Origin of the sequence: Massilia sp. DWR3-1-1 (assembly GCF_049898325.1) — a bacterium.
Lineage (GTDB): Bacteria > Pseudomonadota > Gammaproteobacteria > Burkholderiales > Burkholderiaceae_D > JAFCUW01.
In genome coordinates this window covers 180,258-200,810 of the sequence record NZ_JAFCXL010000006.1, presented here as the reverse complement: position 1 = coordinate 200,810, position 20,553 = coordinate 180,258, and the positions used below count along the sequence as shown (strand labels likewise).

At 68.1% G+C, this 20,553-nt stretch carries 16 protein-coding genes and 1 tRNA gene; 5 read left to right on the top strand and 12 right to left on the bottom strand.

What is annotated here, in order from left to right; all coding sequences use genetic code 11:
• Positions 1-54 precede the first annotated feature (54 nt).
• Together pbpC and ACP7EY_RS08595 are read right to left on the bottom strand one after the other, a co-directional pair.
• The gene (pbpC, locus tag ACP7EY_RS08600; RefSeq protein WP_426192441.1) at positions 55-2,346 is read right to left on the bottom strand and encodes a penicillin-binding protein 1C; all 2,292 of its coding nucleotides are present in this window, start codon (positions 2,344-2,346) and stop codon (positions 55-57) included.
• An 11-nt stretch (positions 2,347-2,357) separates the two neighbouring features.
• Positions 2,358-8,387, bottom strand: coding sequence for an alpha-2-macroglobulin (locus tag ACP7EY_RS08595; RefSeq protein ID WP_426192439.1), 6,030 nt, complete (start codon positions 8,385-8,387; stop codon positions 2,358-2,360).
• A 184-nt stretch (positions 8,388-8,571) separates the two neighbouring features.
• Between ACP7EY_RS08595 and ACP7EY_RS08590 the strand changes: the two genes are divergently transcribed.
• Positions 8,572-8,994, top strand: a complete 423-nt coding sequence (locus tag ACP7EY_RS08590; protein ID WP_426192437.1) for a PaaI family thioesterase — start codon at positions 8,572-8,574, stop codon at positions 8,992-8,994.
• A 5-nt stretch (positions 8,995-8,999) separates the two neighbouring features.
• Positions 9,000-9,440 (top strand): group I truncated hemoglobin, encoded by a 441-nt coding sequence (locus ACP7EY_RS08585; RefSeq protein WP_426192435.1) that lies wholly within the window; start codon positions 9,000-9,002, stop codon positions 9,438-9,440.
• Positions 9,441-9,489: 49 nt separating this feature from the next.
• Here ACP7EY_RS08585 and ACP7EY_RS08580 read toward each other — a convergent pair whose 3' ends face one another.
• Positions 9,490-10,191 (bottom strand): anti-sigma factor, encoded by a 702-nt coding sequence (locus tag ACP7EY_RS08580; RefSeq protein WP_426192433.1) that lies wholly within the window; start codon positions 10,189-10,191, stop codon positions 9,490-9,492.
• Positions 10,188-10,775, bottom strand: a complete 588-nt coding sequence (locus ACP7EY_RS08575) for a sigma-70 family RNA polymerase sigma factor (protein ID WP_426192431.1) — start codon at positions 10,773-10,775, stop codon at positions 10,188-10,190. Before ACP7EY_RS08575 ends, ACP7EY_RS08580 begins: the two co-directional genes overlap by 4 nt.
• A 193-nt stretch (positions 10,776-10,968) precedes the next feature.
• On the opposite strand from ACP7EY_RS08575, the gene ACP7EY_RS08570 reads away from it, so the two are divergent.
• Entirely contained in the window at positions 10,969-11,880 is a 912-nt protein-coding gene (locus tag ACP7EY_RS08570) for a DUF3034 family protein (protein ID WP_426192429.1), read from the top strand.
• 5 nt (positions 11,881-11,885) lie between these two features.
• On the opposite strand, the gene ACP7EY_RS08565 is transcribed toward ACP7EY_RS08570, so the two are convergent.
• The 5 genes from ACP7EY_RS08565 to ACP7EY_RS08545 form a co-directional block, all read right to left on the bottom strand.
• Positions 11,886-12,416 (bottom strand): TlpA disulfide reductase family protein, encoded by a 531-nt coding sequence (locus ACP7EY_RS08565; RefSeq protein ID WP_426192427.1) that lies wholly within the window; start codon positions 12,414-12,416, stop codon positions 11,886-11,888.
• A gap of 79 nt (positions 12,417-12,495) precedes the next feature.
• Complete coding sequence (locus tag ACP7EY_RS08560) at positions 12,496-13,125, bottom strand: BON domain-containing protein (protein ID WP_426192426.1); 630 nt, start codon at positions 13,123-13,125, stop codon at positions 12,496-12,498.
• Complete coding sequence (locus ACP7EY_RS08555; protein WP_426192424.1) at positions 13,122-13,715, bottom strand: phosphoheptose isomerase; 594 nt, start codon at positions 13,713-13,715, stop codon at positions 13,122-13,124. Before ACP7EY_RS08555 ends, ACP7EY_RS08560 begins: the two co-directional genes overlap by 4 nt.
• A gap of 75 nt (positions 13,716-13,790) precedes the next feature.
• The gene (locus ACP7EY_RS08550; RefSeq protein ID WP_426192422.1) at positions 13,791-14,150 is read right to left on the bottom strand and encodes a YraN family protein; all 360 of its coding nucleotides are present in this window, start codon (positions 14,148-14,150) and stop codon (positions 13,791-13,793) included.
• 3 nt (positions 14,151-14,153) lie between these two features.
• A complete protein-coding gene (locus ACP7EY_RS08545) occupies positions 14,154-15,320 on the bottom strand; it encodes a penicillin-binding protein activator (protein WP_426192420.1) in 1,167 nt (388 codons plus the stop codon).
• A 133-nt stretch (positions 15,321-15,453) separates the two neighbouring features.
• Here ACP7EY_RS08545 and rsmI point away from each other — a divergent pair, with 133 nt between their 5' ends.
• Together rsmI and ACP7EY_RS08535 are read left to right on the top strand one after the other, a co-directional pair.
• Positions 15,454-16,362, top strand: coding sequence for a 16S rRNA (cytidine(1402)-2'-O)-methyltransferase (gene rsmI, locus ACP7EY_RS08540; RefSeq protein ID WP_426192418.1), 909 nt, complete (start codon positions 15,454-15,456; stop codon positions 16,360-16,362).
• A gap of 53 nt (positions 16,363-16,415) precedes the next feature.
• Positions 16,416-16,492: transfer RNA gene (locus ACP7EY_RS08535), tRNA-Pro, on the top strand.
• A 131-nt stretch (positions 16,493-16,623) separates the two neighbouring features.
• On the opposite strand, the gene ACP7EY_RS08530 is transcribed toward ACP7EY_RS08535, so the two are convergent.
• From ACP7EY_RS08530 to ACP7EY_RS08520, 3 genes are read right to left on the bottom strand one after another with little or no spacing between them, the layout of a single operon-like run.
• Positions 16,624-17,541, bottom strand: a complete 918-nt coding sequence (locus ACP7EY_RS08530; RefSeq protein WP_426192416.1) for a hydroxymethylglutaryl-CoA lyase — start codon at positions 17,539-17,541, stop codon at positions 16,624-16,626.
• Between the two features lies 1 nt (position 17,542).
• Positions 17,543-18,469: a 2-hydroxyacid dehydrogenase gene (locus ACP7EY_RS08525; protein ID WP_426192554.1), complete on the bottom strand. Its 927-nt coding sequence runs from the start codon at positions 18,467-18,469 to the stop codon at positions 17,543-17,545.
• A gap of 19 nt (positions 18,470-18,488) precedes the next feature.
• Positions 18,489-20,540 carry an acetyl/propionyl/methylcrotonyl-CoA carboxylase subunit alpha gene (locus tag ACP7EY_RS08520; protein WP_426192414.1) on the bottom strand — a complete coding sequence of 684 codons (2,052 nt, stop codon included), beginning with the start codon at positions 20,538-20,540 and terminating at the stop codon, positions 18,489-18,491.
• Positions 20,541-20,553 lie beyond the last annotated feature (13 nt).

The following is a 20,553-nucleotide window of genomic DNA, read 5'->3' as shown; positions in this document are numbered from 1 at the left end:
GTGTTGCTAAAAAGAATACCATCAAACGGCCGCGCTCCCCCAGCTTTGCCGCCTTCACGGCACAAACTCCACCTCGATCTCGCGCGCGTCCGACCGCCCCTGCTGGTCGACGACGCGCAGCTGCACCCGGCCCGGCGCCGCCGGCGTCCACGCCAGCGCCGTGCCGGCGGCGCCCTTGCCGATCAGGCCGCCGTTGGCGAACCAGAACAGGGTGTCGTGGGCGCTGGGCGCATTGGCGCGCAGCGCCAGCGGCGCCGGCCGCGACAGGCGCACCGTGTAGGTCGTCGATGTGTTCGGCGCGACGATGGCGGGACCATCGGCGAGGCTGTCGGCGGGCGCGCCGCAGTCCGGTAGCGGCGGTGGCTGGCGGCGCGGCATGCCCGCCTCGCGAAACAGCCGCTGCAGGTCGGTGGGCCAGAATTCGTACACCTCGCTGCGGGTGCCGGCGCCGCGCGCGCAGGTGGGCGCGCCGGTAATGGCATCGACGATCACGGCGCGGTGCAGGGTGCTCACGCGGATCGGCGATTTGCCGGGAATGAACCAGGTGCTCGCGCGTTGCGGGCAGAGCGCGTTGGGCAGCTCGCCGCTGGCGCTGCACACCTCGGCGCGGATCACGCCGGCGGGCGGCGCCGGCTCCGGCGCGGGCGCATCGAGCCCCAGCGCGCGCAGGCTGTCGACGATGCGGAAAAACAGCGGGGCGGCGGCGTCGATGCCGACAAAGGCAGGGTTGCCGCTGCCGTCAAAATTGCCGATCCAGACCACCAGCACGTAGCGGCCGAACACGCCCGCCGTCCAGGCGTCGCGAAAGCCCCAGGACGTGCCCGTCTTCCACGCCACCGGCGGCGTGGCCACCTCGCGCGTGTCGGGCCGCTGATTGGCGCGCAGCATCTGCAGCGTAATAAAGGCCGCTTCTTCCGACAGCAGGCGGGGGGCGTCCTGGCCGGCCCGTTCGGCAGCGCTGGCGCGCCGGTGGCGCACGGGGATCAGGGCGCCGCGCTGGGCCAGCATCAGGTACATCCGCGCCAGCTCTTCCATCGTCACTTCGCCGCCGCCCAGCGCCAGCGCCAGGCCGTAATGCTGCTCGCTGGCCAGCCGCGTCACGCCGGCGCTTTTGAGGAATTCGTACAGGGTCTGATGGCGCAGCGTCGACGCCACCGCCACGGCCGGCACGTTACGGCTGCGTATGAGGGCATCCTGGGCGCTGATCGGGCCGACGAAGCGGCCGTCGAAATTCTCGGGACTGAACGGCCCGAACGCGGTCGGCATGTCCTTGAGGATGGTGGCCGGGTGCAGCAGCCCCTGGTCGAGCGCCAGGCCATAGATGAAGGGCTTGAGGGTCGAGCCGGGCGAGCGCTTCGCTTCGGTGCCGTTGACCTGGCCGGCGATGGCGGTGTCGAAGTAGCCGTTCGATCCCACCAGCGCGCGCACTTCGCCGCTGTCGCGCTCGAGCAGGATGGCGCTGGCGTTGGCGATGCCGACACCGCGGCGGTTGTCGATGAACTGCGCCATGATGCGCTCGAGCGAAGCTTGCGCGCGCAGGTCCAGCGCCGACCAGATTTCGCCGCCGTGCTGCTCGCGCAGCAGGCGGTCGGTCAGGTGCGGCGCCAGGAACGGCAGCGCGGCGGCAGTCGCCAGCGCGGGCGCGGCGCTGGCGCCGGCGCTGGCCTCGCCGTGGCGGGCCGCCCACAGCCGCGCCAGCCGCGCGCGCGCCGCCGGCAAGTCGCGCGGCCGCGCGCCGCCCCGCTTGCGGGGGTTTTGCGGAATCACGGCAAGGCTGAGCGTCTCGGCCAGGGTCAGCTGGGCCGCCCGCTTGTGAAAATAAATCAGGCTGGCCGCGCCCACCCCTTCGATGTTGCCACCGTACGGCGCCAGGTTCAGGTAGGCCTCGAGCAGCGCGCGCTTGCTGTAGCGCGCTTCCAGCCACAGCGCCGCGCCCGCCTGGCGCAGCTTGCCGGCCGGGCTCTGGCTGTCGATGCGGTACAGGCGGCGCGCCAGCTGCATGCTGATGGTGGAGGCGCCTCTGCGGCCCGCGCCGCTGTAGCTGGCCAGCGCCGCGCGCAGCAGGGCGACCGGGTTGACCCCCGCGTGCCAGTAAAACCAGCGGTCTTCGTACAGCAGCACCGCCTGCGCCAGGCGCGGGTCGATGTCGGCCAGCGGCACCCACAGGCGGTACTGCTCGTCGGGCGCCAGTGTCAGGCGCAGCAACTGGCCGTCGCGCGCGTACACGGCGCTCGACAGGCCGGCCGCCTCGCGCAGTGGCGCGTGCGGCCACAGGCGCAGCGCCGCCAGCACCACCAGCAGCGCCAGTGCCAGTGCCAGTGTCGGTGTCAGCGCGGTCCGCCGCATGCGCCATCCCATCAAGGCTTGCCGGGCGCTTGCACGGTGATGAACTGCCCGCCCGCCGAGCGCGCCCGCACGCCGCGCTCGTACAGCGATTCGGCGTACGCCGGCGGCACGCTGAAGCGGCCGCTGTTGGTGGCCTTGATGCGGTAGCTCACTTCGTGGGCATCGGTGGTGACGGCGCCATATAACACCACGCGGTCCTCGCGCACGTCGGCATAGCGCACCTGCCAGCTCGACTTGCTGCCGGCCAGCCCCGGCAGGCCGGGCGGCGCGGGCGCGGCGCCGGCCGTGGCGCCCGCGGCGGCGGCATCGTCCGGCGTCGGCGCCGCCGTCGTGTCCAGCACCGGCTCGAAGCCGCCCGGCATCAGGTCGACCAGCGCGACGTTGTACACATTGCGCCCGATCGCCCGAAAGCGCAGGCGCACCGTCACTTCGTCGCCGACGACGACGCTGGTGACGGCCTTGCCGGCGCTGTCGACGAATTCGCGCACCACTTCCATGCCGCTCTTGATCTCGGTGGTGGGCGGCTGGCGGTCAAAGCCCGTCTCGGTGATGGCGTAATAAGCGGTCAAGCCGCTGTCGTTGGACAAGCGCAGCTTGCTGGTGCCAGCCGAAAATGGCACGCGCGGCAGCACGTTCGAAGGCAGCGTCAACGTCCGCCTGGCGCCCTTGGCGTCGATTTCGACGATGCCCAGTTTACCGGCCGCCTGCGGGCCGACGGCGACGGCGTAGGCGTCGAACGCCAGCGTCAGGTAGGCCGCCGACAGGGTGTTGTAGCGGTGTTCCGCCAGCGCCTTGACCATCGCGGCCATCGCCTCCGGCGGCAGCGCCTTGGCGCGCGCGGGGAAATGGCGCGCCAGGATGTACAGGGTCTGCGCGTCTTCCACCAGCGGATCGACGAAGTACAGCGCATCGTCGCCGGCCCCCTTGCGGGAGGGCGGGCGCACCAGGCGCGCCACCTGGACGTCGATCAGCTCCTGCGCCATGCGCTCCTGCTTTTGCAGCTGATACGCCGCCGCCAGGTAGGCCGCCGCCGGATCGCCTTGCCAGGCCTTCGGGTAACGCTTGTCGAGGCTTTCGCGGATCGACGCGAGCATCGGCGAGGTCACGTTCATCTGGCGCGTCAGCAGGTAGGCGGCGTAGGCGCGCACGCGCAGGGCGGGCAGGGTCGAGGCGGGACTGGCCGCCAGCGTGCGCACGTAGCCCATCGCCCCTTGCAGCATATCGGTCGGCACGTTCTCGCCGTGCTCGCGCGCCTCGAGCAGCAGGTGGGCGGCGTAGACGGAGGCGAATTCGTCGGCCTCGGCGGCGGCATTCCACATGCCGAAGCCGCCCTCGGCGTTCTGGCGCGTGCGCAGCACCGCCACGGCGCGTTCGAAATTGCGCGCCTGCGCCAGCCTGGTCGCGCCGGTGCCGGCGCCGGCGGCAAATTCGGGCCGTTTGGCCAGCACGATGCCGGGCATGGCCTGGCTGATGAGCTGCTCGGTGCACAGGTGCTCGAAGTTGGCCAGGTAGTTCGACAGGGCGCTGGCCATCACCAGCGGCACGGTCGACAGCGCCGCTTCCGTGACGCGGTACTGGCTGAACAGGTCGCGCTTGACGGCCACCTCGGTCGATGCCGTAAAACTGCCGATGCTGGTGCTGGTGGTGCGCTGGGTGGCCGGGCGCACCGAGACGTCGGCGGCCAGGGACGCGCTTTTGCTGCCCAGGCTGGCGCTGAACACCAGCGGGCCGGCGCCCAGCTGGGCGCGGGCGCCATCGAGCGCGCGCAGGCGGAAGGCGGCCACCGATTCGCGCATTTCGCCGATCTTGACCACCACGCTGGAGGCGCCCACCACTTCGAGCTGCGGCGGGGCTTTGAGTGTCACCGTCACGGGCGCGTCCTTGCCGGCGCCGGCCACATTGTTGGCCACGCCCACGCTGACGTCGAACTGGTCGCCCGGCGCCACCGCCAGCGGCAGGTTGGGCGAGAGCACGAAATCGCCGCGCACGGTGGTGCGCGCCTGCGCGGTGCCGATCGCGCCCTCGTTGACGGCCACCGCGAACACTTTCATGGCGCCGTTGAAGGTGTCCGGCACGTCGTAGGCAAATTCGCGGCTGCCGTCGACCTCGACGATGCCGGACCAGTACACGGCCGGCTTGTCGTGCTTGCGTTTGAAGGGGTTCAGGTGGCGCCCCAGCGCCCCCTCGCCGTCGCCGCCGGGGGCGCTGGCGGCCATCAGCTTCTTGAACTCGGGCAGGATCAGGTCGAGGATTTGCGAGGTGCGCACTTCCAGCATTTTCTTCTGGAAGAACAGCGCCAGCGGATCGGGTGCCTTGTAGTTCGCCACCTGCAGGATGCCCTCGTCGACGGCGAACACCAGTACCCGCGCCGGCTTGGCGGCGACCAGCTTGATGGTCAGGCGCTGGCCCGGCTTGACCAGTTCGGGCACGGTCAGACTGAGCGCGTTGCTGCGCGCGGCCAGGCTGGTGGCGAACGGCACGGCGCCGTAGCTCATGGGGCTCATGAAAATCTCGTCGGAGCCGGGATCGCGGATGAACTGCACGCTGACGTAGCCGTTGCCTTCGAACTGTTTGGGCAGGCGGATTTTCTGCACCGAGGCCAGCGTGTCGGTCTTGAACCACTGGTGCACGAACACCTGGTCCCGTTCGATGGTGATCAGGCCGGCGCCCGCGTACGGCGCCTTGATGCTCACCTCGATCTCTTCGCCCGGCACGTAGTCCTTCTTGTTCAAGGTCAGCTGCAGCTCGGCGTTGCGTTCCAGGCTGCGGGTGACGTTGCCGCGCCCGGCCACGGCGTAGTCGATGCGATTGAGCTCGAGGCCTTGCGCATCGCGGATCACGTAGGCGAAATTGCCGGCCGTGGCGGTGTCGAGCTGCACGGTGTTGCCGGCCGCCGCCAGCGCCAGCGGCACTTCGCGCAGCGTCACCTCTTTTTTGCGCGACTCGTACTTGAAGGTGTCGTTGCCCTGCCGGGTCAGCACCGAGACGAACCTGTTTTCCACCAGTTGCAAGGTGAGCCCGCTCACGGCCGCTTTCTGCGCCTTGGGGTCGATGGCGATCAGCGACACGCTGCGGCGCGATGCGCGCCCCACGTAGTCGAGCGCGCCGTCGGCCTTGAAGCCGACCAGGTAGGGCAGCTCCGACACCAGCGCCGCCGTTTCTGCCGCCACACCCCGGCCGCCCTGCGCCTCGAACACGCGGGTGACGACGCCGACCCGGTAGGTGGCGCGGGCGTAACGCGACAGGCCCAGCTCGAACGTGGCCTGGCCGGCGTCGTCGGTGGTTTGGTCGGCCAGCTTGGCCGTGTAGCCTTCCTTGGCGCGCAGCGGGTCGTAGAACTTGTAGTCGGGGTAGCGGGCAAAGGCGGGGAAGGCGGGACTGAGGGTCAGTTCGGCCGTCACGCGGCGGCCCTGCGCGGGGGTACCGAACAGGTTGCGCGCCTCGACCTGCGCTTTGAGCTCGGCGGGGTTGAGCCAGCCTTCGGTGGGGCCGCCCGACAGGCGCGTCGACACTTTCAGGCGGTCCGGCTGGAATTCCTGCACCTTGACGGTGGTGCTGCCGATCTGCGCGCCGGCCTGGCCGTCGCGCACCAGGTGCAGGTTGACCGTGTAGCTGCCGGTGGGCGCGCTGTCCTCGGTGGTGTAGCGCGTCTCGAGCAGGCCGTCGGCGGGCAGCTTGACGGTCTCGCGTTTGACGACCAGTCCGCGCGGGTCGAGGATATCGACCTGCAGCGGCAGGCCGGTGGTGGCGCTGCCCCACCTGGCCGACTTGGCGATCATGGCGACGTGGAAGGTGTCGCCCGGGCGGTAGATGCCGCGGTCGCTGAACAGGTAAGCGCTCAGCTGGTCGGCCACGGCGGCATTGCGGGCGCCGCCGATATCGAAGCGCGACATATCCAGGCCGCGCTCGGCGCGGTTGAGCGGCAGGAAGCTCAAGTCGCCGTCTTTTCTCGCCAGGATCATCAACGGCGCTTTTTCGCGCGCCAGGTTGGTGATGCGGGCAAAGCGCGCGTGGCCGGCGTCATCGGTGCTCTGGGTGAACAGCACCTGGCCGTTGACGCCGACGATGTCGACGCTGGCGCCGGCGACCGGCTTGCCCGTGTAGATCGACTGGATGAACACGTCCTGCGAGCCATCGAGCGACTTCTTGACGACGATGCCCAGGTCCGTCACCAGCACCAGCCGCTTGTCGGTCTTGACGTCGTCGGCGCGCTCGCGCTGCTCGCCGTCGCCGTCGCCTTCGCCTTCGCTCGCTTCGGGCGGCGCCGGTTCGCCCGGCTGGCGCCGGGCCGCCTGGGCCGCCCTGGCGGCGCGCTCGTCCGCCTTCGGATCGTAGCTGCTCATGGTCAGCAGGAATACCCCGCGCCGCTCGGCGCCGTCGCCCTTGAGGTAGTCGGCCAGGTCGACCGCTTCATAGTGGGCCTGGCCGGGCGCCAGGCCGGCCAGCGGCACCTTGCGTTCGAACCGTTCGACCAGGTTGTCGGGGCCGAAGCCGTTATAAAATTCCGGGCTGGCGAAGCTGCCGCTGGCCTGCGACACCAGGTGCTGCAACTGCGCCGGCAGCACCCGCCCGATCTCGATTTTTACGCCCGGCAGGTCGCGCACCAGCACGGCGATCTTCTTTTCGCCCGACAGCGCCAGCAGGGCGCCCTGGCTGAGAATTTTCAGCTCGGACGGATACGGCGGCACCGCCAGCACGCGGCCCACCGCCTTGGCCAGCACGTAGCCGCCGAACGACTTGATGTCCGGCGCCACCTTCACGTACAGGTAGCGGCCCACAGGCGCCTTGTACTTGTAGCTGTGCAGCTCGGTGAATTCGCGCTCGGCGGGAATCGCCTCGAGCGCCAGGCGGGCGCCCCGCTGCAGGTTCGGCTCGTCGATGTCGACGCCGCTCCAGTCGAACGGCGTGCCGTCGCGGGGATTGAGGTCTGCCTTCAGGTTTTTTTCCGGCAGCAGCCACACGCTCAGCGCCTGCTGCATCACCTTCTCGTGCACCGCCATCGAGGTGCCCAGCACCAGCACCTGCTCCGGTTCGTTCTTGTCGTTGCTGACCACCCGCGCATCGATGGCGCCGACGGCGAGGCTGTACAGCCCGGGAATGGCGACGGTGCGGCTGATCTCGTCCTGCAAGTCGGGCGAGCCGCGGGCGGCGCGCAAACCTTTCGCCAGCGTGACATGCAAGGTGCCGTCGTCTTTCGGCATGGGCAGATTGTCCGACACCACCGACGCGTTGAGCTTGAATTTGTCGTAGCTGACGGTGAACCGGGTGGTTTGCTTGCCGATGCCCAGCAGGCCCGCCGATTGCTCGTCCTGGCGCATCTCGAGGCGCTTTTCCAGTTCGGCCGGCGTCACCGGATAGCTGAAATTGAAGTCGACGATGACCTTCTTGGCGGCCGGGTTGAGCGGGTCCTGGTAGAACCGCGCACTGACGATTTTGGCGACGAAGGGGGCGGTGGCAAAATGCGCTGCACGCTCGTGCAGGCGCACCTCGGGCTTGAACGCGCCCTTCGGCAAGGCCACCGTGAACGCGGCGCCGGCCGGCCAGTCGTCCTTCGGCAGGAAGCGCAACTGCCGGTCGCTGAGCCAGTGCCAGCTGCCCGCCAGCGCGGGCGACAGGCCGATGCCGGTGACGTCCTTGTCGACCTGCGACAGGGGCGCGACGGCCTCGCTGAAACTGATCACCACGGGCTGCGGCTTTCTCGCCTCGGCGTCTTCCTGCTCGATGGCGGTGCGCGCGGGCGCGACCACCTTGAACGTCACGGCCACCGGCTTGGGCTGCGCCTGCCACCAGCGGTAGCCGTGCCACAGGCCGGCCGCTGCCGCCGCCAGCAGCACGACGGTGACGGCGGCAGCGGCGGGGCGGGCGCGCATTGTTGCCCCGACGCGAAGGCCGCCCCGCGCCAGCGCCTGGCCCCAGCGGGGTGCCTGCCAGTCGAGGCGGCCAAATAGCTGCAGGCACAGCCAGGCCAGCGGCCGCCACACCAGGCGCTCCCACAGCGCACGCAGTTTTACAAGGGGCGACGGCGAGCGGGAGGCATCCATGGGCGGTCCAGACAAAACGCGGTGAAGGTGCGGGGCAGCGGGAATCGAGGGCGATTGTTACCCGAGAATAATTATCTCAAACTCAATGTTTGGCAAGAACTATCGAGATGGGGAGGCAAAGTTGTTACGTGCTGTCGAAAATTCTCTTAAGATGGCGGATTCCCACGCCGCATACAGGACCCCCATGAGCCACGCCGCCCTCTCCGTCGAAGCCCTCAATGCCATCGGCCAGGGCAAATTTCCCGGCTACCTGGGCATGGAAATCACCAGCGTCGACAACGGCGAAGTGGCCGCCCGCATGGCGGTGCAGCCCCATCACCTGGCGCCCAACGGTTTTCTGCATGCGGGCAGCGTGGTCACGCTGGCCGACACCTGCTGCGGCTATGCCTGCCGGCTGCACCTGCCGGAAGGGGCGAGCAATTTCACCACCATCGAACTCAAATCGAACCACCTGGGCACGCTGCGCGATGGCGTCATCGCCTGCGTGGCCAAGCCGGCCCACCTGGGGCGCACCACCCAGGTCTGGGATGCCGTCGTCAGCAACGCCGAGACGGGCAAGACGATCGCCATTTTCCGCTGCACGCAGATGATCCTGTATCCCAAATAAGCACCATGAAAAAACTCACTTCTACCATTGCGCCGCTGGTCGCCATCACCGTCCTCGGGCTCGGTGCGTTCGCACCGGCCAGCGCGGCCGACGATGCCGTCTACCGGGGCCTGGGCGGCAAGGCGGGCATCAAGAAAATCGTTGACGACTTCGTTCCCTTGTTGCTGTCCGACCCACGCATCAAGGAAAGCTTTGCCGATTCGGACGCGAAGCAGATCCACGCGGCCCTGTCGGAGCAGTTCTGTGCGCTCGCTGGTGGCCCTTGCACCTATGGGGGAGAACCGATGAAGGAAGTGCACGCCGGCCTGAAGATCACCAATGCGCAGTTCAATGCGCTGACGGAGGATCTGCAGATCGCCATGGAGAACAACGGCGTGGCGCCGTCGGTGGCGAACAAGCTGGTGGCGAAGCTGGCGCCGATGCAGCGCGAGATTGTGACGAAGTAAGCGTCCCCGTCGCAGTCTGTCGCACCGGCCCCTTTTTTTGCCGTATCGCTTACAGCCGCACCCACGCGCCCTTGTAGATCACGGGACCGGTCGGCCCGTTCGGGTCCGGCGAGCCGCCGGGCGGCTCGAGCGACACCGCCAGCACGGCGACGTCGTCGCCCACCGCGCTGGCCGGCAGGGGCAGCACGGTGCGCCCGGCGGTGATCAGGCCGAGCGAGCGGGGATGGCCGCTTTTCGGCACCGCCCACAGGTGCAGCGACTTGCCGGCCTCGACGTGCAGGTTCGAGACCATGCGAATTTCCATGTCGCGCCGGCTGCTGTCGGCCGTGACGAGCATGGTCGTGTGGGTCTGATCGTCGGCCAGCGCGGCAACGTAGGCGACGGCGTTCGGCGCGCGATTGCTCAGCACGACCACCAGCAGCATCGCCGTCAAGGCCGTCGATACCATGCCCAGGCTGCGCCAGAAGGCCAGGTGGTCCTGGCGCCAGAATTGGGCGATGCGCCCGGCTGGCGTCGTCGTCAAGCGCAGGCGGCGGTCGATGGCCGTCCACACCCGCTTGGGTGGCGCCACGTCGCCGGCAAATTCGGCCATGGGCGCGAGCCGCTGCTGCCACGCGGCGCACAGATTGCGCAGGTCGGCGTCCTGGTACAACCAGGCCTCGAAGCGCCGGCGGGCGCCCCCGCGCAGGGTGCCCAGCACGTATTCGGCGGCCAGTTTCTGGCGCAGGATGGGATTGTTGCGGATATTCATGCGGCCCCCTTGGCCAGGCACACGCGCAATTTTTCCAGGCTGCGCCGTATCCAGGTTTTCACGGTGCCGATCGGGAGCTTCATCTGCGTTGCCACTTCGCTGTGCGACAGGTCGTGATAGTAGGCCAGCGCCACCACCTGGCGGTGCGCGCCTTCGAGCGCCGACATGCACCAGGCCAGGGCCTTGGCGTCGCCGCTCATCTGCAAGGCCTCGATGGGCGTGCGTTGGGGGTCTTGTAGCGCATTGATAACTTCCGGATCAAACGGTTCCGCATCGATTTCGACCCCGGCGCTGCTGCGCCGCAACTGGTCGAAGGCCTTGTTCCGGACGATGGTGGCCATCCAGGTCATCGGTGCGGCGAGATGGCTCTGGTAGTTGGCGGCATTGTTCCAGATCGCCACGAAACTCTCTTGCAACACCTCTTCCGCAAGTTCGCGCTTATGCAATATACGCAGCGCGAAGCCAAACAGTTTCGCCGAACTGGCGTCGTAGAGCGCGCGAAAGGCGGCGCTGTCGCGCTTGCCGGCCGCTTGCAGCCATAGTTTTAATTGCTGGGGATCGAGGGCAGCGAAATCGGTGGGCACAAACGGGCCTTTAAAAAGGGGATGGCATCGAGGCATGCGGGGCTGGCGCATCAAATACGCAAATACAACACGCACGATACCAAAAAGTTACCGGATCGATGCAAATTTCCCCGTTCTTTTATACATTGCCAAAAGAATGCTGGAGGGCAACGTTGGCTTTGGATAGAATTTCAATTGGTCTCCGGAGAAATACATGCAATTTAGACACATATTATCGTCGCGCGCGGGGGGCGTGCTGGCGGCGCTGCTGTTCTGCTGCGCCAGCGCCCATGCCCAGTTGCAAGGCACGCCCGACCTGGGCAAGCTGACCGCCACGGGCGGCGTCAGCACGGTCGAGGGCGCCGGTGGTGGCGGGCTGGTGCCGTGGGCGCTGATCAGCGGCTATGGCAGCCGCGACAGCTGGGGCGCCAACGCCCATTACACGATGGTCAGAACGCAGGATTATTCGCTCGACAGCTACGGCGTCGCCGTCGGCATCGCCGACCGCGTCGAGCTGTCGCTGGCGACGCAGCAATTGCGGGGCAGCCTGGCGCCGCTCGACGCCTTGCGCTTGAACCAGGACATCGTCGGCCTGAAAATCAAGCTCGCCGGCGACGCCGTCTACGACCAGGACCGCCTGCTGCCGCAGATCGCCGTCGGCGCCATGGCCAAGCGCACCAAGGGCGTGGCGGGCCTGGGCGCACTGGCCGTCACCAGCGTCAGGCAACTGGGCGCCAGGGAGGAGCACGGGGTCGATTACTACCTCGCCGCAACCAAGCTGCTGCTCGAGCAGAGCGTGCTGCTCAATGCCACCGTGCGCGCCACGCGGGCCAATCAACTGGGTTTGTTGGGCTTCGGCGGCGACCAGCACCAGCGCTACCAGGCCCGGCTGGAAGTGTCGGCCGCCTACATGATCAACCGCAAGCTGGTGGCCGGCGCCGAGTACCGCATGAAACCGCGGAACCTGGGCGTCGACCACGAAAAGGCCTTTTATGACGCCTTCGTCGCCTGGTTCCCCACCAAGCACGTGTCGGTGACGGCGGCCTATGCGGTGCTGGGCGACATCACCGTGTTCAACCCGAAGAACCAGAAGGGCGCCTACCTGTCCGTCCAGGCCGGCTTTTAGATGGCTTATCCCGCCGCCAGCGCCTTTTGCAGCAACAGGTGCAGCTCGCCGAACTCGGGCTCGCCCACGTAGCGCTTGAGAATGGCGCCGTCCTTGCCGATGACAAAGGTGGTGGGCGTGAGGGCGACGTCGCCGAAGGACCGCGCGATCTCGCCGCTGGTGTCGAGCGCCACCTTGAAGGGCAGCTGGCGCGTCTGGGTGTAATTGAGCACGTAATTCGGCGGGTCGTACTTCATCGCCACGGCCACGAACTCGAGGCCGTTTCCCTTGAATTTATTGTAGGTCTCGACCATCTGCGGCATTTCCTTGACGCAGGTGACGCAGGACGTCGCCCAGAAATTGACCATGACGACCTTGCCGCGCAGGCTGCTGGTACTGACCTTGTGGCCGTCGAGGGTGATGAAGGTGACTTCGGGCGCCTTGACCCGGGTGGCGAAGGTCAAATACGCAAAACCGACCGCCGCCAGCAACACGGCGGCGACGATGGCGGGCTTGAGCCAGGGGCGGGGAGACACAGCAGGGACGGTGGCGGTCATGGCGGCTCGGTGAATAAAAATGGCAAAAAAAATCGGGAGACTTCTGCTCCCGATTCTATCCTAATCGCCGCCGACCTTTTTAGAGAGCGGTTTTGCCCGGCTGCATGGCGCGCAGTTCGTCTTCGCTGATGTACTCGAAGATCTTGACCACTTTTTGCACGCCGGAGACGCCACGGGTGATGTCGGTGGCCAGCTGCGCTTCGCGCTGGGTGACGCGGCCCATCAGGTAGACCGTGCCGCGCTCGGTGACGACCTTGAACGAGGTGGCCGAAATGGTCTTCATGTCGACCAGGCTGGCCTTGACCTTGGTGGTGATCAGGGCGTCGCTCGAACGCGAGGTGTAGCTCGACGGACCGGCCACTTCGAGCTCGTTCTCGACGCTCAGCACCCCTTCGATGGCGCGCACTTCGCGCTCGACGGTGGCCTTGGCGGCGTTGTCGGGCACTTCACCGGTGAGCAGCACGCGGCGATTGAAGGCGGCGATGTTGACGTGCGCATCCAGGCCGGCGATTTTCGGCACCCGCAATTCGGCCTTGACGGTGATCGACTTGTCTTCCGTCTGCGCGCCCAGGGTGCGGCGGTCGGCGGTGGCGACGGCGCCCATGACGGCGCCGCCCACCACCATCTCGACGCAGCCGGACAGGCTCGCCAGCAGGGCGGCGCAGACGATGGCCTTGGACAGCAGGACGGCTGGAACGGATTGCTTCATTGTTCATCTCCTCCAAACAGGGCGACATCGATACCGTCGCAAATACAGTGAATCGCCACCAGGTGCACTTCCTGGATGCGCGCGGTGCGGCTGTGCGGCACGCAGATGTGCACGTCGGCGTCGGTGAGCATCTTGCCCAGTTCCCCGCCGTCCTTGCCGGTCAGGGCGACGACGCGCATCTCGCGCTCGAGCGCCGCTTCGACGGCCGCCAGCACATTGGCCGAATTGCCCGAGGTCGACAGCGCCAGCAGGATGTCGCCAGCCTGGCCGAAGGCCTGCACCTGCTTGGAAAAAATCTCGCGGTAGCTGTAGTCGTTGCCCACCGCCGTCAGGATCGAGGTGTCGGTCGTCAGCGCCAGCGCGGGCAGGGGAAAACGCTCGCGCTCGAAGCGGCCCACCAGCTCGGCGGCGAAGTGCTGGCAGTCGGCCGCCGAGCCGCCGTTGCCGCAGGCGAGGATCTTATTGCCATTCGACAAGGCGCCGAACATCAGGTCGATCGCTTCGGAAATGGGCTGGGTCAGAAGCGGCGCGGCCCGAAGCTTCAGGTCGGCGCTTTCCTGGAAATGGGCGAGGATGCGTTGAGTATTCATAGGGTCGGATTATAGTGCAGGCGGTGAAGGGACAGCACAAGTGCTGTTAAGCTTGCTTACAAAATGCAGGCGCTTTTATACCTCGATGGCGTTTTGCAGCCATTCGATGTGGCCGGCGTCGATGGCGACGACGTCGATGCGGCATGCGGGCAGGTCGTCGAAGCGCTGCAAATACGTTTCGGCGGCGTGGATGATGCGCCGGATCTTGGCCGGCCCGATGCTGGCCGCGGCGCCGCCATGGCCTTCATCGGCGCGCTCGCGCACTTCGACAAACACCAGCGTGGCGCCATCGCGCACGATCAAATCGATCTCGCCGCCCTTGCAGGCGAAGTTCGCTTCCACCAGCACCAGGCCGCGCCGCTGCAGGAACGTCAACGCCGCCTGCTCGCCGGCACGGCCCTGCTGCTGGCGCGCACTGAGTCGTTTGCCCCACATGGCTCAAGGGGTGGCCGGCCCGATCAGCGAAAAGCCGCCGCCCTGGTAGATGGCGGCGCGCTGGACCCGCTGAAAGCGCGCCGGCCCCTTGCCGAAGTCGATCGTCAAGGCGCCGGTGACGCCGTCGAGGGTGAAGCTGCGGCCGGGATTGGTGCTCATTTCGCGGGCCACCCGAAAACTGTCGATGCCCAGCGCGTACAGGCGGTCCAGGTCGAGCGCGGTGGCGGCGCCGCTCCAGCGCGGGTAGACCATCGCCGCGGCGTGGCCGGGCTGGACTTCCCACGGCAGGTCGAGCAGGCGCACGCCCACCAGGTCGGCAATCATGTTGGCCGGATCGGCGCCCGGATTGACCGACGAGGTGGCGTAGAAGGGCAGCGTGGTGCCGGCGGCGGCGCGCACCTGGCCGGCCTGGCTGGGGTCGAGCGCGGCGAAGAGCAGCACTGGTGCGGCCGTCTCGATCTGGCCGCGCAACTGGGCCAGCGCCGCTTCGCTCAGGTAGCCGTTGGTATCGGCCAGCACCAGTTGCTGCGAGGCGTAACCGAGCTGCTTCCAGCGGGCGGCGAAGCTGTTGGCGATGCGGCGCTGCCAGGCGCTGGCGCCGGTGATGATCATCGCCGCGCCGCCCGTCTGTTCGGCGGCGGCCCAGTCGGCCACCTGCCTGGCCTCGTCTTCGATCGACAGGCCGATGATGAGCATGTTGGCGGGCAGCGCGCGCCCCCGCACTTCCGGGTGGTTCAGGGCGATGGTCGGTTTGCTCACCAGGTCGCTCGCGGCCAGCGCGCTGACGGCCGAACGGGCCAGCGGACCGACGATGATGTCGTTGCCGTCGACCGCCTGCCGATAGGCGCTCAGCGTCTCTTGCGGACTGTCGCCCGTTTCGATGAGATGGACTTCGAAGCCGGCCTGGTCGCGCTCGAAAGCGGCCATGAAGCCGGCGCGCAGCGCGTCGGCCGGCGCCGCCAGTGCCGCCGAGCGCAGCGGCAGCATCAGGCCGATGCGCACGGCGCGCGCGCCCGCCGCTGGCGGAGGCGTGGGCGCGGCCTGGCGCTCGCCGAGGTCGGGGCCGTCGACGGGCTGGGTGCGGATGGCGTTGGTGTCGGCCGCTTGCGTCGCTGGCGGCGGCGCCGGCGGCGCGTAGCGTGGGGGCGCCGCACTTGTGTTTGATTCCACGGGCGCGCACAATCGCACGTCGCAGGGCGTGCTGCACGCCGTCAGCGACAACAGCGCCGCGCCGGCCATTGCGGCGACCAGGCCTTTTACGGCACGACCCAGACCAAGACCATTCTTCGGCATCACATTCCCCATGACAGACATCCAGTCCAGCCAGATCGCGCAACTCCCCGTCATAGGCGAAGCGGCCCAGCAGTCCTATCCTACCGCAACCTTGTATATTGTCGCCACTCCGATCGGCAACGTCACCGACATCAGCCTGCGCGCCCTGCAACTGCTGGCGCTGGCCGACGCCGTCGCCTGCGAAGACACCCGCAACACGGGCCACCTGCTGACCCGCTTCGGCCTGAACAAGCCCCTCATCGCCGCCCACCAGCACAACGAGCGGGAAGTGGCCGACAAGCTCATCGCCCGCCTGCAGCAGGGCCAGCGCATCGCCCTGGTGTCGGACGCCGGCACCCCCGGCGTGTCCGATCCGGGCGCTCGCATCGTCGACGCCGTGCGCGCCGCCGGCATCCGCGTGCTGCCGCTGCCGGGCGCCTCGGCGGCCATCACCGCGCTGTCGGCCAGTGGCCTGGTCAACGACCAGTTTTATTTTGTCGGCTTCCTGCCGGCCAAGGCCAGGCAGCGCGAGAGCGCCCTGCAAGCGCTGCTGACGGTGCCGGCCATCCTGGTGTTCTACGAGGCGCCCCACCGCATCGTCGACAGCGTCGCGGCCTTGCTGGCCGCGTTTGGCCCCACGCGCCAGATCGTGTTCGCGCGCGAGCTGACCAAGCTGTTCGAGGAAATCCACCGCTGCCCGCTGGCCGACGCCGACGCCTGGCTGCGCGCCGACGCCCACCGCGAGAAGGGCGAATTTGTCGTGCTGGTCGAAGGCGCATCCGAAGCGGGCGATGCCGCCGACCTCGAGGCCGAGCGCATCCTGCAGATCCTGTTGGCCGAGTGTTCCGTCAAGCAGGCGGCCCACCTGGCAGCGCAAATCACGGGCCGCAAGAAGAACGCCCTGTACGAACGGGCGCTGGCAATCCGGGGCGACGCATAAAATTTGCCTGCGCCCTTGACCGTTTGGCCGCCAGCCGTTATAGTTCTGCTCCTCGGAGTGTGGCGCAGTCCGGTAGCGCACCTGGTTTGGGACCAGGGGGTCCAAGGTTCGAATCCTTGTACTCCGACCAGTATTAGCAGTAAAAAAAAAGAAAAAACAAGAAAGCCGACACAGCGATGTGTCGGCTTTTTTGTTTGTCGGCTTGTTTGTTGTTCGGCTTGTTAGTGTTGCGGCGGGCTGCTTGCGCCGCCGCTTGAAATCTTATGCCCGCTTCGCCGCCAGCGCGTTGCCGGCCCGGCTGGCGCTCTTGCGGCCCAGCTGCGCCGAAATGAAGGCGCCCGCATCGACCAGCAAGTCCAGGTCAATGCCCGTTTCGATGCCCAGTCCATTGAGCATATAGATCACGTCTTCCGTGGCGACATTGCCGGTGGCGCCCTTGGCGTACGGGCAGCCGCCCAGGCCGGAGACGGACGCATGAAAGATCTGCACGCCCACTTCCAGGCTGGCGTAGATGTTCGCCAGCGCCTGCCCGTAGGTATCGTGGAAGTGGCCGGCGATGCCGTCCAGGCGGAACGTGGCGGCCGCGCGCTGCATCACCGCCTGGGTCTGGCGTGGCGTGGCCACGCCGATGGTGTCGGCGATGTCGATCTCGTCGCAGCCCAGGTCGCGCATGCGGCCCACCACGTCGGCCACGGCGTCGAGCGGCACCTCGCCCTGGTAGGGGCAGCCGAAGGCGCAGCTGACGCTGGCGCGCAGGCGCAGGCCGTTGGCCTTGGCCGCTTTTGCCACCGGTTCGAAGCGGGCGATCGATTCGGCGATCGAGCAGTTGATGTTCTTTTGCGAGAACGCTTCCGAGGCGGAGCCGAAAATGACCACTTCGTCCGCGCGCGCGGCCAGCGCCGCCTCGAAACCCTGCAGGTTCGGCGTCAGCGCCGAATAGAGCGTGCCGGGGCGACGCTCGATCCTGGCCATCACCTCGGCGCTGGTGGCCATCTGCGGCACCCACTTGGGCGAGACGAAGGAGGCCGCCTCGACATTCTTGAAGCCGGCGCGCGCGAGGCGTTCGACCAGTTCGATCTTGACGTCGGCGCCGACGAACTGTTGTTCGTTCTGCAGGCCGTCGCGCGGCCCCACTTCGACGATCTTGACGGATTGTGGCAATTGCGGCTGGATGGGCATATCAATATCCTCGGGTGCGGTCGACGACGTCGGCGATGGGCTCGCCCCGTTCGAGCGCGCTGATTTTATGGACGATCTGGCGCACGCTGTCGGCGCGCACGGTCAGCGCCGAAATGTGCGGCGTGATCGCAATGCGCGGCTCGCCCCAGAACGGGTGGGGCGAGGGCAGCGGCTCGTTGCGAAACACGTCGAGGGTGGCGCCGGCCAGGTGGCCGCTGCGGATCAGCGCGAGCAGATCCGGTTCGGCCACCAGCGCGCCGCGGGCGACGTTGATCAGGTAGGCGCCGCGCGGCAGCTGTTCGAGCATGGCGCGGTCGAGCAGGTGGTGGGTGGCCGGCGTGAGCGGCAGCATGCACACGAGCACGCGGGTGCCGGCCAGGAACTCGCCCAGCCCGGCGGTGCCGGCGAAGCAGGCCACGCCGTCGCGCTGCCTGGCGCCGCGGCTCCAGCCGCGCAGGGGAAAGCCGAAGTGGGCGAGGGCGTCCAGCACGGGCGTGCCGAGCGCGCCCATGCCCATCACGCCGACGGAAAAGTCGCTCTTGTCGGCCAGCGGCAAGGGCGCCCACACGCCGTCGCGGGCCTGGCTCTCGTAGTCGTCGAAGCGGCGGAAATAGCGCAGCACCGCGTGCACCACGTACTCGGCCATCTGCACGCCCATGCCGGCGTCGCCCAGGCGCACGATGGGCACCTCGGGCAGGGCGTCGCCGAGCTTGAGCACGGCATCGACGCCGGCGCCGGCCAGAAACAGCGCCTTGACCGACGCCAGTTGCACCAGCAGCTCGGCCGGCGCGCCCCACACCAGCGCGTAGTCGCAGGCGGGGACGGCGCCGCCGTCCCACGCCAGCACCTCGAGCGCCGGCATCAGCGCCGTCAAATCGCGTACCCACGGCGCCGTGTTGCCGTCGGCGCGGTACAGCAGCAGTCGGATGGTTTGCGCTTGCATCGACTCAGGCCGCCGCAGCAGGTGTGAAGGCCAGCAAGGGGGCGCCGTCGGCGACCTGGTCGCCCACCTGGTAGAGCAGCTCTTCGACTGTGCCGTCGGCCGGCGCGGCAATCGTGTGTTCCATCTTCATCGCCTCCATGATCACCAGGGGGTCGCCCTTGCTGACCGTCTGACCGTTCTGCACCAGCACGGCGACGACCTTGCCCGGCATCGGCGCCGTCAGGCGGCCGCCGGCCGCTTCCGCTTCGCCGGCGTGCGCCAGCGGATCGGCATACTGCAGTACGAAGTGACGCCCGCCGCTAAAGACGTGAAAGCTGTCGCCGTCACGGCGCACCGCGCCGCGCAGCGCCGCCTCGCCCAGCGTCACCGACAGCTCGGCGCCGTCGGCGTGCGACACCGTCAGCGGCAGCTGCATGCCGCCCAGCTCGAGCAGCCAGCCGTGCCGCTGGTACGTCACGCCCACCCGGTAGGTTTTTTGTTCGGTGGTGGCGCTGAACTCGTCGGCGAAGGCGATCGTGCGTTGCCAGGCGCCGTTCAGGCGCCAGCCGTGCGCGCTGCCGAACGGGTCGGCGGCAAAGGTCGATGCCGCCGCCGCCTGTGTCTGCTCGGCGCCCAGCAGCGCCGCCGTGGCCAGCGCCAGCGCCGCCGCCGGCACCGCGCGCGCGGGCGGGAACAGGCTCTCGCTGTTGCGCTCGATCAGGCCCGTGTCGAGGTCGGCGCTGGAAAACGCGGCGCCTTCGACCAGGCGTTTGAGAAAGGCGATGTTGGTGGCCAGGCCGACGATGCGGAACTCGGCCAGCGCCTGCGCCATGCGCGCCAGCGCCTGCGTGCGGTCGACGCCCCAGACGATCAGCTTGGCGATCATCGGGTCGTAGAACGGCGAGATGGCGTCGCCTTCGCGCACGCCCGAGTCGATCCGCACGGGGGCCGGCTGGCCATGGCCGCCGTCGCCCACCACGAAGCTGACCGCGCGCGGCGTGTCCATGTGGCGCAGGGTGCCGATCGAGGGCAGGAAACCCTTCTCCGGATTTTCCGCGTAGATGCGCGCCTCGATGGCGTGGCCGTGGATGGTCAGCTGGTCCTGGCTCTTCGGCAGCGCTTCGCCAAAGGCGATGCGCAGCTGCCACTCGACCAGGTCGGTGCCGGTGATCATTTCCGTGACCGGGTGCTCCACTTGCAGGCGCGTGTTCATCTCCATGAAATAGAACGAGCCGTCCTGGTTGGCGATGAATTCGACGGTGCCGGCGCCCACGTAGCCGACCGCGCGGGCGGCGGCGACGGCCGCTTCGCCCATGGCGGCGCGCCGTTCGGCCGGCATGCCCGGTGCCGGCGCTTCTTCCAGCACCTTCTGGTGGCGCCGCTGCACCGAGCAGTCGCGCTCGTGCAGGTAGACGCAGTTGCCCAGCGTGTCGGCGAACACCTGGATTTCGATGTGGCGGGGCCGGCTCAGGTATTTTTCGGCCAGCACCTTGTCGTCGCCGAAGGAGCTGATCGCCTCGCGCTTGCACGAGGCCAGCGCCGCTTTAAAATCTTCCGAGCGCTCGATCACGCGCATGCCCTTGCCGCCGCCGCCGGCCGAGGCCTTGAGCAGCACCGGGTAGCCGATGCGGTCGCCCTCGGCATGCAAGAAGTCCGCATCCTGGTTCTCGCCGTGGTAGCCGGGCACCAGCGGCACGTCGGCCTGCTCCATGAGCGTCTTGGCGGCCGACTTCGAGCCCATCGCCCGCATCGACGCCGCCGGCGGGCCGATGAACACCAGGCCGGCCAGCGCGCAGGCGTCGGCGAAGTCGGCATTCTCGGACAGGAAGCCGTAGCCGGGGTGGATCGCCTGGGCGCCCGTGGCCAGCGCCACGGCGATGATCTTGTCGCCGCACAGGTAGCTCTCCCTGGCGGCGGCCGGGCCGATCAAGACCGCTTCGTCGCACACCGCCACGTGGCGGGCGCCGGCGTCGGCCTCCGAGTAGACGGCGACCGTCTTGATGCCCATGCGACGGGCGGTGGCGGCGACGCGGCAGGCGATTTCACCACGGTTGGCGATCAGGATTTTCTTGAACATGCGGCACTTCCGA

What these genes read in the sequence shown, in the direction of transcription:
- pbpC (WP_426192441.1), bottom strand. Translation starts at nt 2,346, where the DNA reads ATGCGGCGGACCGCGCTGACACCGACACTGGCACTGGCACTGGCGCTG.
- ACP7EY_RS08595 (WP_426192439.1), bottom strand. Translation starts at nt 8,387, where the DNA reads ATGGATGCCTCCCGCTCGCCGTCGCCCCTTGTAAAACTGCGTGCGCTG.
- ACP7EY_RS08590 (WP_426192437.1), top strand. Translation starts at nt 8,572, where the DNA reads ATGAGCCACGCCGCCCTCTCCGTCGAAGCCCTCAATGCCATCGGCCAG.
- ACP7EY_RS08585 (WP_426192435.1), top strand. Translation starts at nt 9,000, where the DNA reads ATGAAAAAACTCACTTCTACCATTGCGCCGCTGGTCGCCATCACCGTC.
- ACP7EY_RS08580 (WP_426192433.1), bottom strand. Translation starts at nt 10,191, where the DNA reads ATGAATATCCGCAACAATCCCATCCTGCGCCAGAAACTGGCCGCCGAA.
- ACP7EY_RS08570 (WP_426192429.1), top strand. Translation starts at nt 10,969, where the DNA reads ATGCAATTTAGACACATATTATCGTCGCGCGCGGGGGGCGTGCTGGCG.
- ACP7EY_RS08565 (WP_426192427.1), bottom strand. Translation starts at nt 12,416, where the DNA reads ATGACCGCCACCGTCCCTGCTGTGTCTCCCCGCCCCTGGCTCAAGCCC.
- ACP7EY_RS08560 (WP_426192426.1), bottom strand. Translation starts at nt 13,125, where the DNA reads ATGAAGCAATCCGTTCCAGCCGTCCTGCTGTCCAAGGCCATCGTCTGC.
- ACP7EY_RS08555 (WP_426192424.1), bottom strand. Translation starts at nt 13,715, where the DNA reads ATGAATACTCAACGCATCCTCGCCCATTTCCAGGAAAGCGCCGACCTG.
- ACP7EY_RS08550 (WP_426192422.1), bottom strand. Translation starts at nt 14,150, where the DNA reads ATGTGGGGCAAACGACTCAGTGCGCGCCAGCAGCAGGGCCGTGCCGGC.
- rsmI (WP_426192418.1), top strand. Translation starts at nt 15,454, where the DNA reads ATGACAGACATCCAGTCCAGCCAGATCGCGCAACTCCCCGTCATAGGC.
- ACP7EY_RS08530 (WP_426192416.1), bottom strand. Translation starts at nt 17,541, where the DNA reads ATGCCCATCCAGCCGCAATTGCCACAATCCGTCAAGATCGTCGAAGTG.
- ACP7EY_RS08520 (WP_426192414.1), bottom strand. Translation starts at nt 20,540, where the DNA reads ATGTTCAAGAAAATCCTGATCGCCAACCGTGGTGAAATCGCCTGCCGC.